Source organism: Asanoa sp. NPDC049573 (assembly GCF_040676615.1).
Classification (GTDB): Bacteria; Actinomycetota; Actinomycetes; order Mycobacteriales; family Micromonosporaceae; genus Asanoa.
In genome coordinates this window covers 1-23,319 of sequence record NZ_JBFAPI010000025.1, presented here as the reverse complement: position 1 = coordinate 23,319, position 23,319 = coordinate 1, and the positions used below count along the sequence as shown (strand labels likewise).

The 23,319-nt window shown below is 71.9% G+C and carries 21 protein-coding genes; 8 read left to right on the top strand and 13 right to left on the bottom strand.

Going from position 1 to position 23,319, the window contains the following annotated elements; all coding sequences use genetic code 11:
* Positions 1-105: 105 nt before the first annotated feature.
* The 6 genes from AB0J74_RS34855 to AB0J74_RS34830 all read right to left on the bottom strand — a co-directional run bounded on the left by AB0J74_RS34855 (position 106) and on the right by AB0J74_RS34830 (position 6,478).
* Complete coding sequence (locus tag AB0J74_RS34855; RefSeq protein WP_363456139.1) at positions 106-1,356, bottom strand: enolase C-terminal domain-like protein; 1,251 nt, start codon at positions 1,354-1,356, stop codon at positions 106-108.
* On the bottom strand, positions 1,353-2,240 hold the full coding sequence (locus AB0J74_RS34850) for an NAD(P)-dependent oxidoreductase (RefSeq protein ID WP_363456136.1): 888 nt from the start codon (positions 2,238-2,240) through the stop codon (positions 1,353-1,355). Before AB0J74_RS34850 ends, AB0J74_RS34855 begins: the two co-directional genes overlap by 4 nt.
* Positions 2,224-3,048: a carbohydrate ABC transporter permease gene (locus tag AB0J74_RS34845; RefSeq protein ID WP_363456133.1), complete on the bottom strand. Its 825-nt coding sequence runs from the start codon at positions 3,046-3,048 to the stop codon at positions 2,224-2,226. The genes AB0J74_RS34850 and AB0J74_RS34845 overlap by 17 nt, the downstream gene beginning before the upstream one ends.
* Entirely contained in the window at positions 3,045-4,004 is a 960-nt protein-coding gene (locus tag AB0J74_RS34840; RefSeq protein ID WP_363456130.1) for a sugar ABC transporter permease, read from the bottom strand. Before AB0J74_RS34840 ends, AB0J74_RS34845 begins: the two co-directional genes overlap by 4 nt.
* Positions 4,005-5,363 (bottom strand): extracellular solute-binding protein, encoded by a 1,359-nt coding sequence (locus AB0J74_RS34835; protein WP_363456128.1) that lies wholly within the window; start codon positions 5,361-5,363, stop codon positions 4,005-4,007.
* 107 nt (positions 5,364-5,470) lie between these two features.
* Positions 5,471-6,478, bottom strand: a complete 1,008-nt coding sequence (locus AB0J74_RS34830; protein WP_363456125.1) for a LacI family DNA-binding transcriptional regulator — start codon at positions 6,476-6,478, stop codon at positions 5,471-5,473.
* Between the two features lie 162 nt (positions 6,479-6,640).
* Between AB0J74_RS34830 and AB0J74_RS34825 the strand changes: the two genes are divergently transcribed.
* Positions 6,641-7,243 carry a hypothetical protein gene (locus AB0J74_RS34825; protein WP_363456122.1) on the top strand — a complete coding sequence of 201 codons (603 nt, stop codon included), beginning with the start codon at positions 6,641-6,643 and terminating at the stop codon, positions 7,241-7,243.
* Positions 7,244-7,260: 17 nt separating this feature from the next.
* Here the strand turns inward: AB0J74_RS34825 and AB0J74_RS34820 are convergent, their stop codons facing one another.
* The 3 genes from AB0J74_RS34820 to AB0J74_RS34810 form a co-directional block, all read right to left on the bottom strand.
* Positions 7,261-9,597: an EAL domain-containing protein gene (locus AB0J74_RS34820; RefSeq protein WP_363456119.1), complete on the bottom strand. Its 2,337-nt coding sequence runs from the start codon at positions 9,595-9,597 to the stop codon at positions 7,261-7,263.
* Between the two features lie 7 nt (positions 9,598-9,604).
* The gene (locus AB0J74_RS34815; protein ID WP_363456116.1) at positions 9,605-10,816 is read right to left on the bottom strand and encodes an FIST N-terminal domain-containing protein; all 1,212 of its coding nucleotides are present in this window, start codon (positions 10,814-10,816) and stop codon (positions 9,605-9,607) included.
* Between the two features lie 122 nt (positions 10,817-10,938).
* On the bottom strand, positions 10,939-13,692 hold the full coding sequence (locus AB0J74_RS34810) for a M14 family zinc carboxypeptidase (protein WP_363456113.1): 2,754 nt from the start codon (positions 13,690-13,692) through the stop codon (positions 10,939-10,941).
* A 291-nt stretch (positions 13,693-13,983) separates the two neighbouring features.
* On the opposite strand from AB0J74_RS34810, the gene AB0J74_RS34805 reads away from it, so the two are divergent.
* Positions 13,984-14,280, top strand: a complete 297-nt coding sequence (locus AB0J74_RS34805; RefSeq protein ID WP_363456111.1) for a DUF4287 domain-containing protein — start codon at positions 13,984-13,986, stop codon at positions 14,278-14,280.
* A 22-nt stretch (positions 14,281-14,302) separates the two neighbouring features.
* The gene (gene paaK / locus AB0J74_RS34800; RefSeq protein WP_363456108.1) at positions 14,303-15,580 is read left to right on the top strand and encodes a phenylacetate--CoA ligase PaaK; all 1,278 of its coding nucleotides are present in this window, start codon (positions 14,303-14,305) and stop codon (positions 15,578-15,580) included.
* On the opposite strand, the gene AB0J74_RS34795 is transcribed toward paaK, so the two are convergent.
* Positions 15,577-16,707 (bottom strand): acyltransferase, encoded by a 1,131-nt coding sequence (locus AB0J74_RS34795; protein WP_363456101.1) that lies wholly within the window; start codon positions 16,705-16,707, stop codon positions 15,577-15,579. The genes paaK and AB0J74_RS34795 overlap by 4 nt on opposite strands.
* Positions 16,708-16,861: 154 nt before the next feature.
* Here AB0J74_RS34795 and AB0J74_RS34790 point away from each other — a divergent pair, with 154 nt between their 5' ends.
* Positions 16,862-17,185: a hypothetical protein gene (locus AB0J74_RS34790; protein WP_363456098.1), complete on the top strand. Its 324-nt coding sequence runs from the start codon at positions 16,862-16,864 to the stop codon at positions 17,183-17,185.
* A gap of 16 nt (positions 17,186-17,201) precedes the next feature.
* Here the strand turns inward: AB0J74_RS34790 and AB0J74_RS34785 are convergent, their stop codons facing one another.
* The gene (locus AB0J74_RS34785; RefSeq protein ID WP_363456095.1) at positions 17,202-17,831 is read right to left on the bottom strand and encodes a maleylpyruvate isomerase N-terminal domain-containing protein; all 630 of its coding nucleotides are present in this window, start codon (positions 17,829-17,831) and stop codon (positions 17,202-17,204) included.
* 23 nt (positions 17,832-17,854) lie between these two features.
* On the bottom strand, positions 17,855-18,277 hold the full coding sequence (locus AB0J74_RS34780; protein WP_363456092.1) for a TOBE domain-containing protein: 423 nt from the start codon (positions 18,275-18,277) through the stop codon (positions 17,855-17,857).
* A gap of 168 nt (positions 18,278-18,445) precedes the next feature.
* Between AB0J74_RS34780 and AB0J74_RS34775 the strand changes: the two genes are divergently transcribed.
* Genes AB0J74_RS34775 through AB0J74_RS34760 form a run of 4 tightly spaced genes read left to right on the top strand, consistent with a single transcriptional unit; the run spans position 18,446 to position 22,072 of the window.
* Positions 18,446-19,642 carry an acyl-CoA dehydrogenase family protein gene (locus AB0J74_RS34775; protein ID WP_363456089.1) on the top strand — a complete coding sequence of 399 codons (1,197 nt, stop codon included), beginning with the start codon at positions 18,446-18,448 and terminating at the stop codon, positions 19,640-19,642.
* Complete coding sequence (locus AB0J74_RS34770; RefSeq protein WP_363456086.1) at positions 19,639-20,721, top strand: acyl-CoA dehydrogenase family protein; 1,083 nt, start codon at positions 19,639-19,641, stop codon at positions 20,719-20,721. The genes AB0J74_RS34775 and AB0J74_RS34770 overlap by 4 nt, the downstream gene beginning before the upstream one ends.
* Positions 20,718-21,470, top strand: coding sequence for an SDR family oxidoreductase (locus AB0J74_RS34765; protein WP_363456083.1), 753 nt, complete (start codon positions 20,718-20,720; stop codon positions 21,468-21,470). The genes AB0J74_RS34770 and AB0J74_RS34765 overlap by 4 nt, the downstream gene beginning before the upstream one ends.
* Positions 21,470-22,072, top strand: a complete 603-nt coding sequence (locus AB0J74_RS34760; protein WP_363456080.1) for a TetR/AcrR family transcriptional regulator — start codon at positions 21,470-21,472, stop codon at positions 22,070-22,072. The genes AB0J74_RS34765 and AB0J74_RS34760 overlap by 1 nt, the downstream gene beginning before the upstream one ends.
* Here the strand turns inward: AB0J74_RS34760 and AB0J74_RS34755 are convergent.
* Positions 22,069-23,001: an FAD-dependent oxidoreductase gene (locus tag AB0J74_RS34755; protein WP_363456077.1), complete on the bottom strand. Its 933-nt coding sequence runs from the start codon at positions 22,999-23,001 to the stop codon at positions 22,069-22,071. The two genes, AB0J74_RS34760 and AB0J74_RS34755, sit on opposite strands and share 4 nt — an antisense overlap.
* Positions 23,002-23,319: the final 318 nt, after the last annotated feature.

The following is a 23,319-nucleotide window of genomic DNA, read 5'->3' as shown; positions in this document are numbered from 1 at the left end:
GGCCGCCTCTCGGCATGGCCGCCTCGCGGCACGGCCGCCTCGCGGCACGGCCGTCTACGGCGGTCGATGGTCTACGGCGGTTCTACCGCCCCGCGGTACGGCCGTCTACGGCGGTTCGATCGCTCCGTCGGGGCGGCGGATCCGGGTCGACCAGCGCTCGTGACCATAGTGGTGCGGCGGATACTTGGCAGCCGCCCGCTCGTCGAGGTCGATGCCCCAGCCGGGCGCGTCCGACGGGGTCAGGTAGCCGTTGACCGGCCGCAGGGTGCCGGGGAAGACCTCGTGCACCGCCTCGGCGTACACGTGACCCTCCTGGATCCCGAACGCGTGGCTCGACACGTCGAGCGCCAGGTTGGCCGCCATCCCGACCGGGGAGACGTCGGCGGGGGAGTGCCACGCGGTGCGTACCCCGGCCAGTTCGCACAGGGCGGTCAGCTTGCGCGCCGGTGTCAGGCCGCCGATCGCCGAGATGTGCAGCCGCAACAGGTCGACGCCGCCGGCGGTGACCAGGCGGGCCGCGTCGGGGACCGAGCCCACCTGCTCGCCGGCCGCGATCGGCACGGCCGCCGCCGCGCGCAGCTCCGGCAGCCGGTCGTAGTGTTCGGGGGCGATCGGGTCCTCGACGAAGAACAGCCGGTAGGGCTCCAGCGAGCGGCACAGCACCAGCGCCTGCTTCACCGTCAGTCGACTGTGGACATCGTGCAGCAACGAGACCTCGTCACCCAGAGCCTCCCGGGCCGCCGCGAACAGGCGAGGGGTCGTCGCCAGGTAGTGCTCGACGTCCCAGCCGTCGGGATAGGGCGCGTCGGGATAGCCGCCCGGGATCCCCGGCGCGCCGTAGGTGCCGACACCCGGCCCGCCGGTCTGCAGGCGCACGTGCCGCAACCCGGAACCGATCAGTGACCGTGCGTGTTCGATGGTGTCGTCGATCGTGGCGCCGCTCGCGTGCAGGTAGATCGGCACGGCCGCGCGGACCCGGCCGCCCAGCAGCTCGTAGACCGGAGCACCCGCCCGCTTGCCGGCGATGTCCCAGAGCGCCATGTCCAAACCGGACAGTGCGTTGTTGAGCACCGGGCCGTTGCGCCAGTAGGAGGACAGGTGCACCATCCGGGTGATGTCTTCGATGTCGGCCGGGTGCCGGCCGACGACCAACGGGGCCAGGTGCTCGACGGTCGCGGCCACGGCCGTCGCGCGCTGGGTGAAGGTGGCGCAGCCCAGGCCGTACAACCCTGGCTCGGAGGTGTCGACCCTGACCACGACGAGCGTCGCCTCGGGCGCGGTGACGATCGCCCGCACCCCGGTGATCCGCAGCCCGTCGCGCGCCGCCCACGGCGGTTGGGTCTCGACCATCGTCATACCGGTTCCTCCTCCGCCGCCAGCGGGCTAGAGCCTAACGGCACGGTGTGCGCGGCCGTGAAGCCGAGCAGCCGCCGGGCCGGCTCCAGCGCCACCGGCACCGCCCGCCCCGGGAACCGGGACCGCAGCGGCACCTCGGGCAGGTAGGCCGCGAGCAGGTCCTCGGTCGGGTACGGCGCGAGCGTCTCCGGGGCGGCGACGAACAGCACGTGCGCCCCGGCCGGCGCGGCGGTCAGCCCCAGCAGGCAGGCGGTCGCCGCGTCGGCGGTATGCAGATAGCTCCACAGCTCCAGCGCACCGGAACCCGGGTCGGTGCGGAACTCCTCCGCCCGCCGGGCCAGCCGCGCGTCGCCGCCGAGAAAAGGGAAGCGCAGCGCGGTCACCGCGATCCCGTGCCGGCGGGCCACCATCGCCGCGGTCGCCTCGTCGGCCTGCTTCGACAGCGCGTAGGGGTCGGAGACCTGCAGCGGGTGCCGCGCGTCGACGGGTAAGTAGCGTGGGCGCAGCGGGACCTGCGCCCACGCCAACCCCAGCACGGACATGCTGCTGGCCAGCACGATCCGCCGCACCCCCGTGGCCGCGGCTTCGTGCAGGACGGCGAACGTGGCCCGGCTGTTGCCGCCGAAGACGGCAAGCGGTGTGTCCAGCGTCGGCGCGGGGATCGCGGCCAGGTGGACCACCGCGTCGACGCCGGCCAGCGCCCGCCGGACCAGGCCCGGGTCGCCGGCGTCGCCGGTGAACACCCGGTCGGCCGGCAGGTCGCCGGGATCGGCCCGGTCCAGCGCGGTGACCGGCACGCCCTGACCGGCGAGCGCGTCGAGGACGGCTCGGCCGAGTAGGCCCGCGGCGCCGGTCACCAGCACCCGTTCAGTTCTTGACCGCACCGGACAACCCGTTGACGAAGTAGCGCTGGAGGGCCAGGAACAGCACGATCACGGGGACGACCAGGATCAACGAACCGGCCATGATCTCGTTGTACGAGGGGACCGTGCCGGACGCCAGTTTCTCCAGCGCGAGCGGCAGCGTGTAGCGCGACTCGTCGTTGAGGGATACCCGGGTCAGCACGTACTCGTTCCAGGTCGGCACCGCCGTCAGCACCCCGATGGTGATCAGGGTCGGCCGGGCCAGCGGCAGGTAGACCCGCCAGAAGATGCGCCACTCGCCGGCACCGTCGGCGGTCGCGGCATCGTGCAGGTCGAGCGGAACGGCGCGGAACGCGTTGGTCAGCATCAGCACGGCCAGCGGTGCGGTGCCGTTGACGAACGGCAGGATCAGGCCGGTGTGGGTGCCGAGCAGGTCGAGCTTGTTCTCCAGGATGGTCAGCGGCAGCAGCACGGTGATGCTCGGCACGAACAGCAGCGCGACGAAGAACCAGAACACGAAGCGCCGGCCGGGGAAGTCGATCATCGCGAACGCGTACCCGGCGAGGCTGTAGACGACCAGCACGCCGAGCACCGTCAGGCCGGTGACCTTCAGGCTGTTGAGGAAGTAGTCGAAGAAGTGCAGCCGGCTCCAGGTGTCGGCGAGGGTGGCCAGGGTCGGTCGGTGCGGCACCAGGTGGCCGCCCTCGAGGATCTCCAGCCGGTCCTTGAACGCGCCGGAGACCATCCAGGCGAACGGGTAGAGGCTGACCGCGGCGTAGACGGTCAACGCGAGATAGGCGACCAGGGCGCCGGCGCCGGGCCGCCTCATTCCCGGCTCCGCAGCAGGCGGGCGTTGACCACCGCGAGCAGCAGGGCCGCGACGAAGATCAGCCAGCCGAGCGCGCTGGCCACGCCCAGGGTCGGCGACAGGCTCTGCAGGAACGCCTGCTGGTAGGCCTCCAGGCCGAGCACGTCGGTGTGGCCGCCCGGGCCGCCGTTCGTCATGATCAGGAAGATCTGGAAGCCCTGCATGGTGTCGCGCAGGCCGAGCAGCAGGATCGCCACCGTGATCGGCACCAGCAGGGGCCAGGTGATGTGCCGCAGCCGGCGCACCGGGCCGGCGCCGTCGAGCGACGCCGCCTCGATCACCGCCGGGTCGATCGCCTGCAGGCCGGCCAGGTAGAGCAGCATCGCGACCGGGACACTGCCCCAGATCATGATGACGATCAGGGCCGGCAGCGCGGTGTCGGGATCGGCCAGGAAGCCCTGTGGCCGGGCCAGGCTGCCCAGCCCGACCGACCGCAGTGCCAGGTTGACGGCGCCGTCGGGTTCGAGCACGTAGCGCCAGGCGTAGTAGACGGCGATGCCGGCGGTCACGTAGGGCAGGAAGAACACCGAACGGAGCAGGCCACGCAGCCGGCCGATGCTGTTGAGCAGCGTGGCCAGCGGCAGCGCGATCAGCACCGTGCCCAACGAGACGGCCACCATGGCGATGCCGGTGTTGACCGCCGCGTTGCGCACCTCGGGCGCCAGCCGCGGGTCGGCATAGAGCAGGTCGCGGTAGTTGTCCAGGCCGACCCATTCCCAGCTGGGCGAGAAGCCGTTCCACTTGGCGAAGCTCAGGCCGAAGCTGTAGACGAGGGTGTAGAGGCCCATCGCCAGGAACAGCAGCACGGCCGGTGCGATGAAGGCGTAGCCGACCAGCGCCCGGCGGCCGCGCCGGGTGGTGCGGCGCGGCTCGGTGACGAGCCGCGCCGCGATGGTGGTGGTGTCGGTCGCGGTCACTTACTTCGCGTCCCACATCGCCTTGATGACCGTGTCGAGCGTCCGGCCGGTGCCGGCCGCGTCGGCCTCGCCGAGCGGCGAGAGCTTGAGCAACGGGTTGCCCATCTCGACCTCGTCGTAGTCCGGCGGGCGGAAGCCGCGGTTGCCGGCGTCGTAGGTGTCCTGCGCCGGCCCGGTGAAGAACCGCTGCAGGGCGGCCAGGTCCGCGCCGATCAGTGACTCGGCCTGGGTGCCCAGGTCGGTGGCGGGCAGGTCGAGCGACGCCTTGGCGAAGACGCCGGCGCCCTCGGGCGAGGTGAGGAAGTCGACCCACTGCGTCGCCGCGCTCTTGTCGGCGCTGGTCGAGGTGACCGACAGGCCGGTGAGGGCGAGCGGTGCCAGCCGCAGGTCGCTGACCGCGCCGCCGGTCGCCGGCGGGATCGGGAAGGCCAGCACGTTCTCCGGCTTCATGCCGTTCTGCGCGAGGAACGCCAGGGTGAACGTGCCGCCGACGTTGAACGCCGACTTGCCCTGTGCGAAGGCGATGTCGGCCTCGTCGATGCCCAGCGCGCTGGCGCCCGGGATCCAGTAGGGCCGAAGTTGCGCGTAGAGGTCGAGGGTCCTGACCCCGTCGGGCGAGCGGAACCCGGCCGTGGTGCCCTTGCCGAACAGCGCCTCGAACTTCTGCTGCCCGAGGTAGGCGAAGGCGAGTTGCTCGTAGATCCAGTTGAACCCGGTCTGGGTCACCTTGAGGCCGAGCGACAGGCCGCCCTGGGCCTTGTCGGCGGTCGTGGTGGCCTTGAGATAGTCGAGGAACTGCTCCCAGGTGGCCGGCGGCTTGGTGGCGTCGAGGCCGGCCGCGGTCAGCTTCTCCTTGTTGGCGTAGACGATGCCGAACGTGCCCGCCGTGAACGGCACACTGTAGAGGCTGCCGACGGTGGCGCCGGACAGTTCCTCGACGCTGTCCTTGCGCTGCTGGGTGACCCGGCCGGACTCCCGGGTGCTGGGCAGGAAGCGGTCGAGCTTGCCGTCGAAGTCGCCCTTGAGGTCGGCGAGCAGCCCGCCGCCGCCGACCCGCAGGTCTTCGCCGCCGGAGTGCAACTCGAGCACGTCGGGCAGGTCCTTGGTCTGTGCCGCGCTCTGGATCTTGGCGGTGAACACGTCGTCGGGTGTGAACGCCTCGATCTTCACGTCGGTGCCGGTCTTGGCCTTGAACGCCGCGGCCGCCTGTTGCAGGGCCTCGACGTGGGTGCGCTTGAACGTCCACATCGTCAGGGCACCACCGGCCGCGTCGCCCTCGTCGTCGCCGCCACAGGCGGCGGCGCCGAGGGCGAGCGCGACGGCGGCCACCGCCGCGAGGATGCGTCTGTTTCCGATCATGGTCTGGCCCTCCCGCTGGACGAAGGGGATCTATCGGGCTAGCAAATCGTTAAGACTGACCGGCAATCTACCCGTACGCCGACGAAAGTCAAGAGGGTCGATACGACCTATGCCGATTGGCGGCGGACCAGCCGGGTCGGGATGACGATCTCCTTCGGCGGCCCGGCCACGCCGTTGATCCGGTCGAGCAGCAGCCGGGCGCAGGCCATCCCGATCTCCCGCGCCGGGTTGGCGATCGTGGTCAGCTGCGGGGTGACCAGGGTGGCGGCCTCGATGTCGTCGAAGCCCATCACCGCGAGGTCGTCGGGCACCCGCAGGCCCCGCTCCCGGGCCGCGTCGAGCGCGCCGATCGCCATCATGTCGTTGGCGCAGAGCACTGCGTCGGGACGCTTGCGTTGCCGGATCAGCTTTTCGACGCCGTGCGCGCCGCCGGCCCGGCTGAAGTCGGTGTGCACCACCATGTTCTGCTGTGGACCGATGCCCGCCTCGGCCAGCGCCGACCGATAGCCGGCCACCCGCTCCGCGGCCGGGCCCTCGGCCGCCGGCCCGCAGATGAAGGCGATCCGCCGGTATCCATTGTGGATCAGATGATGGACGGCCTGGCGGGCGCCGCCCTCGTCGTCGCTGTGCACCAGGTCGACACCGGGCTGCGCGGCCCGGCCGCCGAGCCGGACCACCGGTATCTGTGCGTCGATCACCGGCTGGAGGTCGTCGGCGTGGGTGTGGAAGACGGCGAAGGCGACGCCGTCGACCTGCCGGGAGATCATCTTGTCGAGGGCGGCGCGCTCCAGGTCGCGTGCGCCGTTGGTGTTGGTGATGATCTCGTCGTAGCCCGCCGGACCGAGCACGTCCTGCACGCCGCGGGCCAGGACCGGGTAGAACGGGTTGGTGATGTCGGGGATGACCAACCCGATGGTCAGGCTGCGGCCGGCCCGCAGGCCGCGTGCCACCACATTGGGCCGATAGCCGAGTTCGGCGATCGCGTCCATGATCCGTCGCCGGGTCTCGGCCGACACCGGCCGGCGCCCGTTGAGCGCGTGCGAGACCGTGGTCGCGCTGACGCCGGCAAGCTGCGCGACCTGGCCGATCCGCGGCCGGTCGCCGCGAAACGCCACCCGGACCTCCTCGGTGCCGCGATCTCTGGTCGGCTCAGCCTACCGCGCTGGCAGTGATGACTGTCTAACTAACGGAGACACGCCGAGGGCGGTGATGTCCCACCGTAGTTGGTCGGTGACCTAAAGTTACCGGCGTTTGCCACAACGGGGGAGTCACGGGGAATGGGATCGTTGCACGTCGCGCTGCCCACGGACGGGCGGCTGCACCTGCCGCGGGAGTGGGGGTACGAGCTGCCCGCCATCCGGCGATGGGCCGCGGAACGGGACATTCCCGTGGCCGACGACGCCGACCCGCAAGCGATCCGCGCCCTGTTGAGCGCCACCTACCCGCGGCTGGTCCCGACGCGGGTGTTGGCGCCGCCGCCGCACTGCACCAGGTTGTGGCTCCCGCCGCCCGTGGCCCTGCTGCACGCGGCGGGCGTGCCGGTCCGGCGCGCCGCGCTCGTGCCCGAACGGCGCCGGCCCAGCCTCCGCATCCGCGGCGGCCGGTCCGATCCGGAGGTGGCCGAGGCCGCGTTGGCGGCGGCGGACGAGGTCGACGAGTGCGTCGTGCTGGCACAGCGTCAGGAGACGGGCACCGTCCTGGTCGGATACCTGACGCTGCTGCCCGGCTGGCGGGCCGACCCGACCGTGCTCCGTGGCTATCTCGCCGCGCGCCTGGCTGCCCCGCGGGTCCCGCACACCCTGGTGGTGCTGGACAGCCTGCCGCGTACGAGCGACGGTGCCATCGACCGCGCGGCGTTGGCCGGGCGCGCCCCGGGCTGACGCGTCACCCCGCCGGCTCAGCCAGACGTGCCCGGCACACGCTGGGCCCGCAATGCCTCCGTGGAACGCTCGACCGACAGCGGTGGCGAGATCAGGTGCCCCTGGCCGAAGCCGCAGCCGAGGTCGAGCAGTGCGTCGAGTTGGGCCTGCGTCTCGATGCCCTCGGCGAACGCCATCATCGACAGCGAGTCGGCCACCGCCATGATCGCCTGCACGATGCCCCGACCGCCGTTGCCGGCGTCGTTCATCGCCGCCACGAACGCCCGGTCGATCTTCAGCCCCTCCACCGGGTAGCGCTGCAGGTAGGACAGGCTCGAATAGGACATCCCGAAGTCGTCGAGCGCGAAGTGCACGCCGGCCGCGCGCAATGCGCTGACCTGCGCCGAGATGTCTTCCGAGGTGTCCATGTGCTCGGTCACCTCGAGCCAGATGTCGCCGGGGTCGACGCCGGCCGCGCGGATCACGTCGAGCAGGTCGCCGTGGCCGCGTTCGAGCTGCACGGCCGAGATGTTGACGCCCATGGTCAGGTGCGCTTCGGGGAACTCGCGCTGCCACGTGGCGAGCTGCCGGCAGGCCTGGTCGAGCACCCAGGCGCCGATCGGCACGATGGCGCCGGTCTCCTCGGCCAGCGGGATGAACTCGTCGGGCGGCACGTTGCCCCGCTCCGGGTGGCGCCAGCGGGCCAGGGCCTCGAACGAGCGGATCGTGTTGGTCTTCAGCTCGACCATCGGCTGGTAGACCACCGAGAGCTGGCCCCGGTCGAGCGCCTCGGACAGGTCGGAGCGCAGGTCGAGCCGGTCGATCGAGCGGTGCGAGGCCTCGTCGTCGAAGACCTCCAGCCGGCCGGTGCCGCGGGCCTTGGCGGCGTACATCGCGGCGTCGGCGTCGCGCAGCATCGCGCTCGCGGAAGCGGTCCCGCGCCGGCCGAGCACGGCGCCGATGCTGGCGGTCACCTCCACCCGTTCGCCGCGCAGCGGGAACTCGTCGCTGAGCGCGACCTGGATCCGGCGGCCCATGTCGGTGAGGTCGGTCAGGTCGGACGCGCCGCTGATCAGCAGCACGAACTCGTCGCCGCCGAACCGGGCGAGCATGTCGCCGGGGCGGACGACCTTGCGCAGCCGCTGCGCGACCTGCTGGATCAGCTCGTCGCCGGCCTCGTGGCCCAGCCGGTCGTTGACCGCCTTGAACTTGTCGAGGTCGAAGAAGAGCAGCCCGGCGGCGCCGGTCGGCGACTCGGCGAGCGCCTCGTCGATCCGCTGCGCGGCCGTCATCCGGTTGGCCAGGCCGGTCAGCGGGTCGCGCGAGGCCCGCCGGTGCAGTTCCTGCTCGCGGGCCTTGAGCCGGCGGTAGAGCTCGCTGTTGCTGATCGCCGCGCTCAGGTAGCTGGCCAGCACCACCGCGACCTCGACCACCGACTTGCCGAACGAGCGCGCCCGCCGGCCCTTGGCGGCCAGCACGGCGATCACCCCGTCGTCGCGCATCACCGGCACGAGCAGCAGGGGGTCGTCGTCGCGGCCGGGGCCCACGTAGGGCTCGCCGGCCGACAGCCGGGCCCAGCCGGGCAGGTCGGCGGCCGGGGTGGGCCAGCGCCGGTTGGTGTCTTCGCCGACGTCGGCGGCCGCGGCCATCTCGGCCAGCTCGTCGCGGACGGTCAGGATCCACGCGGAGTCGGTGCCGGTCAGCTCGCGCAGCAGCACCACCGCGTCGTTGAGCAGCGATCCCACGTCGAGGTGGCGGGCCAGGCCCGGCCCGGCCTGCGCGAGCCGCTCGATCGCCGCGCCGCGCTCGCGGGCCTCCACCGCCGAATACATCCGGTAGGCCATCGACAGCAGCACCTGCAGATCGGCCGGCGTGAACAGGTCGCCGCCCGATCGGTAGAGCACGAGCAGGTCGCCGGCGAACTCGGAGCCGACGCCGGACAGGGGTATCCAGGCCGCCGAGGCGTTCTCCGCCTCGTGCAGCGGCGGCGGTCGGTCGTCGGTCGGCACGCCGTGCAGCGCGGCCGCGCTGCCCGAGGTGATCACCCGGCGGGCGGTCGGGCCGAGCGCCCACCCGGTGGTGAACGCCGGGTCGTCCTCGGGGAGCCCGCAGGACGCGGTGACGAACAACCGGTCGTCGATCGCCTCCGCGATGCACACCACGTCGGCCGCGAACACCTCGGAGAGCACGGTCAGCGTGCGGTCGATCAGCCGGCCCGGCGTGGACGGCGTGCCGATCACGGTCAGCAGCCGGATCAGCCGGGCGGTGTCGCGGTAGGCCGCGGCCGCGGCACCTTCGGCGCGGGTCAGGGCGGCGCGCAGTGCTTCCGCGTCGGCGTCGAGTCGCGCGGCGGGTGACTCCCCATAGGTGGTCATCGGGCGCTCAGAGCGCCATCGCGGCGATGGTGGCGTTGTGGTAGCCCGCGACGCCCGTGGTCCGCGCGAACTCGCCGTAGGTGTAGTAGCCGAACGTGGGCGCGTCGCCGGCCGCCTCCTGCAACCGCCGTGCCTCCTCGTGACCGCGCTGGCCCAGGATGTCGAGCCGGGCGACGCAGTCGAAGACCAGCACCACCGCCGGCTCGTCGCCCTGGACGACGGCCTCGACCGTCTGCTCGCCGACCTCGAGCAGGTCTTCGGCGTCGCAGGAGACGACCTGGACGGCGGAGTAGGGCGGCATCGGCGAGAACGTCCGCAGCTTGCCGTCACCGTCTATGAAGGCGCCCCGGATCAGCAGGGAGCCGTCGGGCTGGATCAGCCCGAACGCGTGCTCGGAGTGGTAACCGCCGGCCTTCTGGTAGAGCTTCTTGGCGGTCGGGTCGAGCGGCCGGAAGTTCTCCTGGTAGACCTCGAGCGCCGGGCGGCCGCCCAGCTCCTTGACGATCTGCCCGTCGACCCCGCTGAGCATCAGCGGCAGGCTGGTCGCCCGCCACCCGTGCTTGCCGACCACCCGCAGCGGCCGTTCGGAGCCGATCCAGACGGCGACCGCGGCGTCCTTGAGCACGCGGTCGCCGGCGAACACGAAGGTCTCGGCGAGCTGCCGGTCGTCGGCGGCGGCGCCGCCGATCACCGGCACCTGGAAGCCGGTGACCTTGTGGATGCCGTTGAGCAGCTCCTGCTGGTCGCCGGCCAGCCCGTCCGAGAAGATCAGGACCGCCTCATGCGGTGAGCGGACCGGGCCCATCGCGTCCAGGGCGGCCCGGGCGAGCGCCCGGCCGGCCTGGGTGGCGTCGGCCTGCAGGCCGGTGGCGTGCCCGAGACCGAAGCGGTAGCCGCCGCCGGCGAGCGCGAGCACCGCCACGCCGCTGCCCGGCTCGGTCAACCGGCCGTGGTGGAGCTGGCCGGAGCTGGTCGCCCCGGCGACCACCGCGGATCCGGTCGCCGCGGCCACCGTCTTCAGGAGGGTGGGGAGGTCATAGCGGACAGAAGCGTAAACCAGCACCAGATCGGGCGTACTCCCGTCAAGTGGTCGTAACGCCTCGTCGGTCGCCGTTTCGGCGGCCAACCGGGCGTCGGCGTCGTTGCTGGTGCCGACGCCGCACATCGCCTTTTTGCTGGTCAGGACCCTCACCCCCGCGCGCGTGAAGTGCTGGGACAACCACCGATTGTAGTGGTGAGGGCTCTTCGTCTTCAGGCCCGAGTGGTGACGCTCATAACGGGCGAACCCGGTGGTTCCGGCAGAGGTGCCGGAACCACCGGGTTCGTGGTGCCGTGCGCGTGCTAGCCGACGACCGACTTGAGCGTGATCCCGGCCGCGCTCAGGTCACTGACCAGATCACGCAGGTACGGGTGCTCGTCGGCCTGCAGGCCCTCGGGGTTGGGGATCAGCAGGTAGGCCGAGCCGTTGGCCTGGCTCACCCGCGCCGTGTCGGTGTAGTTGTGGACCAGCGACTCGGTCCGCGCGAGGTCGGCCGCGGCCACCTGGATGGTGATCGGTCGCCACTCACCGCCCAGGTTCTCCGGCGCCGGCAGGGCCGCCGCGGCGGCCCGGGCCGGGTCGATCGCCGGCGCCGCACTGCGCGCCGCCGCCCGGGCCGGCTCGCCCGCCGGGTAGAGGACGGCGTTGGCCAGCATCTGGATGCCGCTCTCGTTGTAGGCCCGGAACAGCGGGTTGTAGGCGAACAGCACCGCCCGGCCCGCGCCGGTCGGCTCGTCGACGAGTGCCGCCGTGCCCTTGAGCACGTCGGCCCCGGCCGTGTAGCCGTTGTACCAGAAGGTGTCGTCGCTCGGGTAGGTGAGCACGTTGATGCCGGTGGTGCTCGGCGTGAGGATCGAGTCGTTGTTGTTGAACTCGAAGTCCTCGGCCGGGCGGGTCGCCGCGACCGGGCTGGCGTGGTCGACGTCGACCCGGAAGTGCGAGCCGACCACCTCGTAGCCGGCCGGCTTGGCCTTCTCCGTGGTGGAGGTCAGCCCGGCGGCCCGGGCCATCCGGGTGCCCTCGTTGCGCAACCCGATGTAGGTGTTGCCCGCCGCGACCCAGGCCCGCAGGTTGGCCTGGCCGGCGGCGGTTAGCCCGCCGGTCGCGTTGGAACCGTCCGGCACCAGCACCACCGAGCGGTCGGTGAACGCCGGCGTGTTGTTGTTGATGTCAGCCGTGGTGACCGGCGCCAGCGTCAGGCCCCAGCGCTTGCCGAGGACGTAACGCGCCTCGCCGTACGAGCCGGACGTGGTGGAGATGCCGGTGCCCGCGAACAGGCCGACGTCCGGAAGGGTGATCGCAGGGCCCACGGACGGCCTGCGGCTGGCACCCATCGTGACGCCGAGCCCCAGCGCCCGGTCGTTGAGCGCCGGGGTCAGCGCCGCCTCCGGGAACGTGGTGTGGCCGGTCTGCGGGTCCTGGCGGACCTCGACGCCGGCGCCGAGCAGCGCGAAGGTGAACTCCGCGGCACCGGCCGAGTCGCGCCGGTACTGGTAGGAGCCGCCCTCGGGAGCGGTGGCGGCCTTGCCGCCGGCCGGCCGGGCCACGCGCTGCACCTTCGGGTGCAGGTCGTCACCGGTGTAGACGGTGTCGATGCCCATCAGCAGCGGGTTGCTCCAGGAGGAGACGTCGTAGAAGTAAGGGAACGGGACGTACGGGTCCTCGCCCAGCGTCGCCTGGATCCAGTGCTTCTGCGGCTGGTCCATCGGGATCCAGTAGGCGCCCTTGGGCACGGTCAGGTTGGCCTGGGTGCGGCCACCGAAGACCCGCGCCTGCGGCACGGTCAACGGCTCCTTGACCTCGTAGACCTCGACGTCCATCGCGCGCAGCCGCTCGACCAGCCGGCGCACGTCGGCGAGCTGCCGGTCGGGCAGCAGGAAGTAGGACCTGACCTTGATGTCCGGGACCGGGAACTGCACCGTGTTGTCGGGCTGGACGACCTCGTTGGGCTCGAGCTCGCCGGCCTGGCCCTCGGCGAGGGCGTCCGTCCAGATCTTGAAGTAGCTGTTCAGGACCTCGTTCTTGTTGTCCGCCGCCCAGCCGGTCGTCGACCACTGGGTGTTGAACTGCTGCTGCACCCGGTCCTGGACCGCCGACGCGCTGCCCTTCTCGTAGGTCATGCCGGCCGCGCCGAAGCCGGTTGCCGGCACGGTGTCGCCGTAACCCATGTAGAACAGGTCATACGTGTCGTAGTTGAAGTAGCACTCGGTGGTGACCGTGTCGGTGCAGGCGCCGTTGTAGCCGAAGCCGGCCTTGTTGGCCTCACCGATCCGGTTGATCCAGTCGACCGGCGCGTCGGCGATCTCGTGGTGGATCGGGTCGGCGTTCGGCGGGAAGAAGTAGCGCCGGCTGCCCATCTCGTGCGCGTCGATGAACACCTGCGGCGGGTACGTGCGGAGCAGCTCGACCTTGCCGTCGGTCTCCGGCTGGGTGCGGGCGAACCAGTCCCGGTTGAGGTCGAAGCCGAAGTCGTTCTGCCGCCGGTTGGCGTCGCGTCCGTCCGGGTTCTGGGTCGGCACGATGACCGTCAGCAGGTTGTCGTTGCGGTCCCGCACCGCGCAGGACAGGCCGGCGGCGAGCTCGTAGAGCGACTTCAGCGAGGCGTCGGCGCCGCTGGTCTCGCCGCCGTGCACGTTGCCGGCGATGTAGACGATGGCCGGGTCGTCGTGTGCGATCCGGGCCGCCTTGGACGCCGCCATCGTGCGCGGGTCGCGCAGGTCGCGGAGGTCCTCGGCGATCTTCGCCAGGCCGTCCTTGGTGACGTGTGCCGCATCGGAGACGATCGCGTAGGGCAGCGGCTGGCCGGTCGCGCTGGTGGCCATCGTGCCGGTGACCACGCGGTCGGAGGCGCTGTCCACGGCCGCCAGGTAGCGGCGGATCTCGTCGTTGGTCACGACCCGCTGCTGGCCGACGCCGAGCGGGAAGCCAAGGAACTGCTCCGGACTCGGGACGTCGGCGAGGCGCGCGCCGGGGTCGGGGTCACAGGCTGGCGGACGGGGGGCGGCGCCCACGGAGGACCCGTTGAGCAGCGGAAGCGTGCCGGCGAGCAGCAGCACAGCCGCAGCACCCGCCAACCGTTTCGCGCGGTTCGGTAGTCGCATTAAACCCGCTTCCCTTCCCGGAAAGGTGGAGTGAAAGGCAAAACGAGCCTAGGACCTGGCATTTCCCACGGTCAAGATCCGAATGGCTAAGGCCATTTACCACCGAGAATGGCCTAAATGCCCTTGAATCGGACCATGTCGATCGTGGACCCGGGCGCGCCAGAATTCTCCGGCCGGGATGTCGAAACCGGCCGGTCCCGTTCGCTGCGGAGGTAGGCACCATCCGGGACAACGAAGGAGACCGACATGTCGTTCCAGGCTTACCTCGACGCGGTGGAGGACAAGACCGGCAAGACGCCGCGGCAGCTCGTCGACGAGGCTGTCGCGCGGGGCTACGACGCACCCGCCGTCAAGGCGACCACCATCGTCGAGTGGCTGCGTGACGACTACGGCCTCGGGCGCGGCCACGCGATGGCGATCGTGCACGTCGTCAAGAAGGGCCCGAAGATCCCGGGCAAGCACGTCGGCGGCACCGGCACCCACCGGGACGCCTCCGACACCCTGTGGCTCGACGGCAAGGCGGCGCGCGGGAGCCAGGCGTAGAGCGGGGTGGCATGCTGGGCCCATGCCGCTTGAACCCATCGAGCGGGCGTCCGTCGACGAGCTGCGCTCCCTGCAGCTGCAACGGCTCCAGTGGTCGGTGCGGCACGCCTACGACAACGTCCCGCACTACCGGTCCGCGTTCAACGCGGCAGGGGCCCACCCCGACGACCTCAAGACGCTGGACGACCTGGCGGCGTTTCCGACCACGAGCAAGGAAGACCTGCGGGCCAACTACCCGTTCGGCATGTTCGCGGTGCCGCGCGAGCAGGTCGTCCGGCTGCACGCCTCGTCGGGCACCACCGGCCGGCCGACCGTGGTCGGCTACACCCGCGACGACATCGACACCTGGGCCAAACTGGTGGCGCGGTCGATCCGGGCGTCCGGCGGCAGGCCCGGCGACGTCGTCCACGTGGCCTACGGCTACGGGCTGTTCACCGGCGGCCTCGGCGCCCACTACGGCGCCGAGGAGCTCGGCTGCACGGTGGTGCCGGTCTCCGGCGGGATGACCGAGCGCCAGGTGCTGCTGATCCGCGACTTCAAGCCGGACATCATCATGGTCACGCCGAGCTACCTGCTCGCGATCGTCGACGAGTTGGAGCGGCAGGGTGTCGACCCGCGCGGCACCTCGCTGCGCCTGGGCATCCTCGGCGCCGAGCCGTGGACCGAAGACATGCGCCGCGAGATCGAGGAGCGGCTCGGCATCGACGCGGTCGACATCTACGGCCTGTCCGAGGTGATGGGTCCCGGCGTGGCCAACGAGTGCGTGGAGACAAAGGACGGCCCGCACGTCTGGGAGGACCACTTCTACCCGGAGGTCATCGACCCGGTCACCGGCGCCGTGCTGCCCGACGGAGCGTTCGGCGAGCTGGTCTTCACCTCGCTGACCAAGCAGGCGATGCCGGTGATCCGCTACCGCACCCGCGACCTGACCCGGCTGCTGCCCGGCACGGCCCGCCCCATGCGCCGGATGGAGAAGATCACCGGGCGCACCGACGACATGATGATCCTGCGCGGCGTCAACCTGTTCCCGACCCAGATCGAGGAACTGATCCTCGGCACCGCGGAGCTGTCGCCACACTTCCAGTGCGTGCTCAGCCGCAGCGGGCGGCTCGATTCACTGACCGTCCGCGTGGAGCGGCGTCCGGAAGTCTCCGCCGCGGCGGCCGCGGGCGCGGCGACCTCGTTGGCGGCCAAGGTCAAGGCGACGATCGGTGTGACGGTCGCGGTCGAGGTGGTCGAGCCCGACGGGGTCGAGCGGTCGATGGGCAAGATGCGGCGGATCGTCGACAACCGGGTCTAGACCGGCAACAGCCGGGGCCGCCGCTTCGCCGCCAGGTCCTCGACCCAGCCGACGTGGATCACGATCAGGGCGACCAGCCACAGGGCGATGGCGGTGTAACCGACCTCGGCCAGCGCGTCGCCGAACACCCAGACGTGCAGCAGGTCGCCGAGCGGGAAGGCGGCCGCGATCGCCGCGTTGTGCCACAGGTAGATGGTCACCGCGCGCGAGTTGAGCAGGGTGACGGCGGCGTCGGCGCGGCGGCGCTGGGCCAGCCAGTCCATCCGGGGCGCCAGCCGCAACAGCACGAGCACGAAACCGATCGAGTAGATGGCGTACGGCGGTGGGCTGTCGCCGATTTCGATGCCGTTCTCGCCGGGGTGGGTGACCACCCAGCCGATCGCGCCGGCGGTGGCCACGACGGACACCGCGAGAATCACCGGGAAGCGGATCCGGCGCAGGTCGCCGTCGCGGTGTGCGAAACCCAGCACCCAGCAGGCCGCGAACGTGAGCACGTCTTCGATCACCGAGGCGGCACGGTCGCCGATGGGCCATGCCGCGTGGTCGAAGAGCGGCAGCAGCACCAGCGGAGCCAGCACCGTCACGATCCGGGCCCGGCGGTAGACGGCCAGCAGCAGCGGGGAGAGCAGCACCAACCAGAGGTAGGTGACCAGGTACCACAGGACCTCGCTGACCGGTTCGGCCCACGCGGTGGCCGGCGGTTCGGCGACGGGCACCAGCCAGAGCAGGAAGGTGGGCCACTGTGGATGGTCGTCCCAACCGACCAGGAGCATCGCGGGTACGAACACCGCCGCGAGCAACCACAATGCCGGCAGCAGGCGGCGGAACCGGCCGCGGACCGCCCTGGTGGCGGACCGGTCGACCGAGCGGGCCATCAGCGAGCCGCCCAGCGCGAACATCACGCCCATCGCCGGGAAGCCCATTTCCAGCCAGGCGACCGGGAACATGTGGAACAGCACCACCCGCACGATGGCCGCGGCGCGCAGCAGGTCGAACCAGCGGTCCCGGCCCGGTGTGTCCACTGTGGCCGGCCGCGCTGCCGCTGCCGCTGCCGGTGCCGGTCGCGCCGGCAGTGTCGCGGTGTGGTATCGAGGCGGGCCCACCCAGTCGTCATTCCTCGTGGTCACGGGCCGACGATAACGACGGCGGGTGGCCGGCGTGCCAGGTCGTACCCCGCGCGGGGGACAACCATCCGGGTCGTCATTTCACCCGATCAAGCCGTAACCTGCCGGACGTGCGTTCATCGCGGGCGTTTTCCCGTTCGACCCGAAGGACTGAGCCGTGCCCGACCGACCTGAGATTGTCTGCATCTGCGGCTCTACCCGCTTCGCGGACGAGATGAGCGCGGCGAACCGTGATCTGACCTTCGCAGGTGTCATCGTCGTCGCGCCGGGCGTCTTCCTGCGCGCCGAGGGTCACGAAGCAGGCGAGTCGATCAGCGACGAGCAGAAGACCGCGCTGGACGCCCTCCACCTGCGCAAGATCGACCTGGCCGACCGGGTTCTGGTCGTCAACCCAGGCGGGTATATCGGCGAGTCCACGAGCAGGGAGATCGCATACGCCCGGGCCGCCGGCAAGCCGATCTCGTTCACGGATCCTGTCTGACTCGTGGACGCTCCGGTCAGAGTGCCGAGATCGTCTTCGGCGCCCGCTCCCGGCGGCTGAGGGCGCGCAGCACGGCGGTCTGGCCGTGCCGCTCGACGGCCAGCGCGGTCAGCAGCCCGAGCACCGGGGTCACGACCGACGGCGGGAACGTCGGGGTCGGCAGGTCGACGCTGACCGCGATGTCGTCACTGTGGACGGTGATCTCCATCATGCGGGTGACCAGGAGGTCGTCGAGGCGCAGCGCCCAGCCGGTCCAGATCGGCACCGCGCGGTCGGGCGCCAGGCCGGGCAGCGTCGCCCGCAGGGTGGCCAACTCGAGGTGCGCGCGCTCGATCAGCTGCGCGTGGCCGACGGCGGCGTAGTCGTCGCTCTGCCCCCGGATGGCCACGTTGGCCGGTGCGTCGATGTCCTGGCCGAGCCACGCCGCCGCGGCGTAGTGCGACGTCAGGTCGCGCGGCTCCTGCTCGGACGCCGGCTGCTCGACCGCCTCGACCACCTGGTGGAACTGCCGCGCGAGGTGGCCCGCCAGCCCGCCCACGGTGAGCCCGGTCAGCGCGCTCGGCTCGCTCCAGCGGTCGGCGACCGCCGGGTCGGCGAGCAGGTTGACGGCGATCGCCGCCGCGTCGAGAAATGCCGTGCGGTGCATGATCCAGAGCCTAGCGGCCCGGTTCAGTCGACGGCGACGCTGACCTCGGTCGCCTTGACCAGAGCGAGCACCTCGTCGCCCTCGGTGAGGTCGAGGTCGTCGACCGCATCGTTGGTGACCACCGCGGTGAGCGCGCCCCCACCGTCGACCGCGACCTTCAGCGTCGTCATCGCGGCACCGCCAGTCAGCGAGGTGATCCGCCCGGGAAGCTGGTTGCGGATGCTCACGTCACCGACCGTGCCGGTGGCCAGCGCGACGTCGGTCGCCTTGACCAGCATCGTCACCGGAAGGCCGGCGACCAACTGGAGCTCGTCGGCGCTTTCCCGGGTGATCGCGGCGGTCAGATCCTGTCCGCTGGACAGGCGGGCCTTCACCGCGGCCATCGCCTCGCCGCGGGACACCGAGAGAATCGTGCCGTCGAGTTGGTTGCGGATGCTGAGTCGCATGAGCCAGTCCATTCGCGATCAGTTGATGCGAGTTTGTCCCCTCCATCCTCCCCCCGGCCCGCGACGCGAAAACCGCGCGACACGCCCCGGCCGTGGCGTCGGCGCCTGCCGGCCCGTAGATTGCAGTCCGAGTGCAAATTCTTCGTGACGGTGGATGAGGAGGGCGCGATGGCGGAGATCACCGAGGCCGACCTGCGGGCACGGATCTCGGCGTTCCTGGCCGACCACGACCCGGCCGGCATCGACGACGACGGGCGCCTGGCCTTCCTGCGCGCGCGCTTCGACGCCGGGCTGGCCTGGGTGCACTTCCCGGTCGGGCTCGGCGGGCTGGCCGCCGGGCGGTCGCTGCAGCCGGTCGCCGACGACGCGTTCGCCGAGGCGGGCGCGCCCGACAACCGCCCGACCCGGATCGGCATCGGGCTCGGCATGGCGGCGCCGACCATCCTCGTGCACGGCACCGACGCGCAACGCTCACGCTTCCTGCGTCCGCTGTGGACCGGCGAGGAGGTGTGGTGCCAGCTGTTCAGCGAACCGGGTGCCGGCTCCGACCTCGCCGGCCTGGCCACCCGGGCCCGCCGCGACGGCGACGGCTGGGTGCTCGACGGCCAGAAGGTGTGGACCTCGATGGCACACGTGGCGCGCTGGGCCATCCTGCTCGCCCGCACCGACCCCGACGTGCCCAAGCATGCCGGCCTGACGTTCTTCGTGCTCGACATGACCGCGCCCGGCGTCGAGGTGCGGCCGCTGCGCCAGTTGACCGGCGAGGCCGAGTTCAACGAGGTCTACCTGACCGGCGTGCGGGTGCCCGACGAGCACCGGCTGGGCGACGTCGGCGCCGGGTGGAAGGTCGCGCAGACAACGCTGATGAACGAGCGGGTGTCGATCGGCGGCGGCGCGCTGCCCCGCGAGGGCGGCATGATCGGCGTGCTGGCCAAGGCCTGGCGCGACCAGCCGGCCGTGCGCACCCCCGGCATGCACGACACGATCATGCGGCTCTGGGTCCGCGCCGAGGCCGCGCGGCTGACCGGCCTGCGGGTCCGGCAGCAACTGGCCGCCGGCGCCCCGGGCCCCGACGGTTCGGCCGTCAAGCTCTCCTTCGCCACCCTCAACCAGCAGATCTCCGCGGCCGAACTCGACCTGCGCGGCGACGAGGGCCTGCGCCGCGACTCGTGGGCGATGAGCCGGCCGGAAGAGGTCGACTTCACCGGCCGCGACGCGGGTTACCGCTACCTGCGGGCCAAGGGCAACTCCATCGAGGGCGGCACGTCCGAGGTGCTGCGCAATATCATCGCCGAGCGGGTGCTCGGCCTGCCCGCCGAGCCGCGGGTCGACACCCGCGTCGCCTGGAAGGACCTGCCGCGATGAGCGAAATGCTGGACCTGCTCGAGTCGTCGGACGAGCAGGACCTGCGTTCCGGTGTACGCGAGATGCTCGCCGCCGAGTGCCCCTGGCAGACGGTGCTGTCGTTCGTGTCCGACGGCGGGGAGGCGTACGACGCGAAGCTCTGGCGCACTGTCGCCACCGGGATGGGGCTGGCCGGCCTGCTGGTCCCCGAAGCCCAGGGTGGTGCCGGAGCGCAGTGGCGGGCGGCGGCGGTGGTGGTCGAGGAGTTGGGCCGGGCCGTCGCGCCGGTGCCGTTCGTGTCCAGCGCGGTGGTGGCCACGACGGCGCTCGGCTCGTCGGACGAGCCCTCGTTGCTGGGCCGGCTGGCTTCGGGCGAGCTGACCGCGGCGCTGGCGGTGCCCTACGGCCTGTGGTCGGCACCGACGCTGCTGTCCGTCGTGGACGGTGCGGTCACCGGCACGGTGCGCGGTGTCGCCGACGCGCTCGGCGCCGGGCTGCTGCTGGTGCCGGCCGACGACGGTCTCTACGCGGTCGACGGTGCCGCGGTCCGCCGTACCCGCGTGCTCTCTCTTGACGAGACCCGCCCCCTGGCCGACCTGGAGTTCCGCGCGGCGCCCGCCAGGTTGGTCGGCTCACTGTCGGCGGTGCCCTGCGCGTTGCGGGCGGCGGCCGCGATGACCGCGGCCGAGCAGGTCGGCGTGGCGTCGTGGTGCCTCGACGAGACGGTGGGCTATCTCAAGGAGCGCTACCAGTTCGGCCGCCCGGTCGGCTCGTTCCAGGCGCTCAAGCACCGGCTGGCCGACCTGTGGGTGGAGCTGACCCAGGCCCGCGCGGTCGTCGCCTACGCGATTGCCGACCTGGCCGCGGGCGGGTCCGACGGCCGGGTGGCGGCCTCGCTCGCCAAGATCGTCGGTTCCGAGGTCGCGGTGCGGGCGGCCGAGGAATGCGTGCAGATGCACGGCGGCATCGGCTTCACCTGGGAACACCCCGCCCACCTCTACCTCAAGCGGGCCAAGGCGACCGCGGTCGCGTACGGTTCGCCCGACCGGCACCGCGCCCGCCTGGCCACGCTGGTCGACCTACCGCTGGAGGAGTCGTGACCGCATCCCTGACCGGCCGGGTGGCGCTGGTCACCGGCGCGAGCCGGGGCATCGGCCTGGCCATCGCCGCGCGGCTGGCCGCCGCGGGCGCGAAGGTCTGCGTGACCGCCCGCAAGCCGGACCCGCTGGTGGAGGCCGTCGCGTCGTTGGGCGGCCCGTCGGTGGCGCTGGGCGTGGCCGGCCGGGCCGACGACCCGGAGCACCGCAGCGCGGCGGTGGCGGAGACGACGGCGGCGTTCGGCCCGATCGACATCCTGGTCAACAACACCGGCATCAACCCGGTCTTCGGCCCGTTGATGGAGATTGACCTCGGCGCCGCCCGCAAGATCTTCGAAGTCAACCTGCTGTCGGCGTTGGGCTGGACCCAGGAGATCTTCGGCGGCGACCCTCGCCCCGGTGCGGTGATCAACGTGTCGTCGGTCGGTGGCCGCGTGCCGCCGCCCGGCATCTCCTTCTACGGCATCACCAAGGCGGCGCTGGAGCACCTGACCCGTTGCCTGGCGGTGGAGATGGCACCGCACGTGCGGGTCAACGCGGTGGCGCCGGCGGTGGTGAAGACGAAGTTCGCGACGCTGCTCTACGAGGGCCGCGAGGACGAGGTGGCGGCGAGCTACCCGCTGGCCAGGCTGGGCGTCCCGGACGACGTGGCGGCGGCGGTGGCGTTCCTGGCGTCGTCGGAGGCGGCCTGGATCACGGGCCAGACGTTGGTCATCGACGGCGGGGTCACGCTGACCGGGCGGGGTGCCTGATGGCCGGAGTCCCCGCCGAGGTCGAGCGCGTCGACGGCCGCACGGCCCGGGCCGAACGCACCCGCGCGGCGATCGTCGACGCCCACCTGAGCCTGATCGGCGAGGGCGACCTGCGCCCGACGGGGGAGCGGATCGCGGAGCGGGCCGGGGTGTCCCTGCGGGCCCTGTGGACCAACTTCAAGGACATGGAAACCCTGTTCGAGGCCAGCGGCGCCCAGGTGCTGGCGTTGTACGACGACAACTTCACACCGGTGTCGCCGGAGCTACCGCGGGCCGAGCGGGTCACCCTCTACTGCCAGCAACGGGCGCGCCTGCTGCAACTGATCGCGGCCCCGGCACGGGCGGCGGCGGTGCGCGAGCCGTTCTCCCGGCAGTTGCGCGTCAACCGCCAGAGGCACATCGATCGCGTACGCGACGAGGTAGAGATTCTTTTCGCCGCGGAACTGACGCTGGCCGGCCCTGACGCGGCGACCATCCGCGACGGCGTGATCGCCGCGTCGATGTGGCCGGCGTGGTCGATGCTCCGGGAGGGCCTGGCCCTTTCCCCCGAGGCGGCGGAGCGCGTGATGACGAGGACCATCACGGCCCTGCTCGACGTCTAAGGATCGACCACCAGACGGGCCGCTTCGCGCGCACATCCCCACGAGAGGCTGACGCCCAGCCCACCGTGCCCGTAGTTGTGCACGACGAGCGTCCGCTCCCGCCACTGCACCGCGACCCGGACGGCGGGGCGCTCGGGCCGCAACCCGGTCACCGTCTCGATCACGTCGGCGTCGCGGAGTCGCGGCTCGACCCGCCGGCAGCGTTCGAGGATCCGGGCGGTCAGGTCGTCGTCGGGCGTGAGGTCTTCCCGGTCGGGGATCCGCACGCCGCCACAGACCACCCGCCCCGGATGCGACATGACGCTGGTCCATTCGGCGTCCCGGGCCAGTTCCATGAAGACGGTGTCGATTCCGGGGTTGCCGAGGACGACATGCTGCCCGAAGACGGGCCGCACGGTGTCGTCACCGGCGAGTTCCCGCGACCCCAGCCCGGCGCAGTTGACGACCCGCTCGCCGACCGCGGCGAGGTCGGTGACCCGCCGCTGTTCGATGGCGCCGCCCGCCGCGGTGAGCCGCCGCTCGAGATAGCCGAGGTAGGTCGGCATATCCACCACCGGCATCCGCCCCCACGACCCCGCCCGGAACCCGTCCGGCACCTCGTCGCTCGCGGCCTCGCGCAACCCCGGAATCATCCTGACCTGCGGCGGCAGGTCCCCGTCGGGCATACCGTCGCCGACGGTGAGGACGTCCGCGACCCGCACCCCGGTGGTGGCGTCGGTCGCGAGCCGCTGAAAGTCTTCGAGCGACTGCGCCGTCCAGGCGAGGGTCCTGTCGAGCGGTGGCTGGAACGACGGTCCCCACAGTGCTCCCGCGACCATCGAGGTCGTCTCCCGCGGTTGCCGGTCAGCCAGCACTCTGGTCGGAATGCCACTCTCGGCCAGCACGACCGCGGTGGTCAGCCCACTGACCCCGGCGCCAACCACGACCACGTCGTCACCTACAACGGCCCCTCCAGCGTCGCCATCCACAGTAGAGCCTGTCAAACGACGCCTGACGCCGATCGCGCGTGCTCTGCCCAGGCCTGCCGGTCGGCGCGGCTGTGCCGCGCGCGTCCCCGGCGTGCTTCGGTCCGCGCCACAGCTCGTGAGGCGGCGCTCGGTCCGGCCCCCGCCGCGCGGTCCGGCCCCCGCCGCGCGGTCGGGCCCCCGCCGCGCGGTCGGGCCCCCGCCGTGCGGTCGGGCCCCCGCCGTGCGGTCGGGCCCCCGCCGTGCGGTCGGGCCCCCGCCGTGCGGTCGGGCCCCCGCCGT

Excerpts from the sequence above, each read along its gene's own strand:
- AB0J74_RS34805 (WP_363456111.1), top strand. The coding sequence starts at position 13,984 with ATGTCGTTCCAGGCTTACCTCGACGCGGTGGAGGACAAGACCGGCAAG.
- AB0J74_RS34820 (WP_363456119.1), bottom strand. The coding sequence starts at position 9,597 with ATGACCACCTATGGGGAGTCACCCGCCGCGCGACTCGACGCCGACGCG.
- AB0J74_RS34760 (WP_363456080.1), top strand. The coding sequence starts at position 21,470 with ATGGCCGGAGTCCCCGCCGAGGTCGAGCGCGTCGACGGCCGCACGGCC.
- AB0J74_RS34770 (WP_363456086.1), top strand. The coding sequence starts at position 19,639 with ATGAGCGAAATGCTGGACCTGCTCGAGTCGTCGGACGAGCAGGACCTG.
- AB0J74_RS34775 (WP_363456089.1), top strand. The coding sequence starts at position 18,446 with ATGGCGGAGATCACCGAGGCCGACCTGCGGGCACGGATCTCGGCGTTC.
- AB0J74_RS34855 (WP_363456139.1), bottom strand. The coding sequence starts at position 1,356 with ATGACGATGGTCGAGACCCAACCGCCGTGGGCGGCGCGCGACGGGCTG.
- AB0J74_RS34825 (WP_363456122.1), top strand. The coding sequence starts at position 6,641 with ATGGGATCGTTGCACGTCGCGCTGCCCACGGACGGGCGGCTGCACCTG.
- AB0J74_RS34785 (WP_363456095.1), bottom strand. The coding sequence starts at position 17,831 with ATGCACCGCACGGCATTTCTCGACGCGGCGGCGATCGCCGTCAACCTG.
- AB0J74_RS34780 (WP_363456092.1), bottom strand. The coding sequence starts at position 18,277 with ATGCGACTCAGCATCCGCAACCAACTCGACGGCACGATTCTCTCGGTG.
- AB0J74_RS34845 (WP_363456133.1), bottom strand. The coding sequence starts at position 3,048 with ATGAGGCGGCCCGGCGCCGGCGCCCTGGTCGCCTATCTCGCGTTGACC.
- AB0J74_RS34835 (WP_363456128.1), bottom strand. The coding sequence starts at position 5,363 with ATGATCGGAAACAGACGCATCCTCGCGGCGGTGGCCGCCGTCGCGCTC.
- paaK (WP_363456108.1), top strand. The coding sequence starts at position 14,303 with ATGCCGCTTGAACCCATCGAGCGGGCGTCCGTCGACGAGCTGCGCTCC.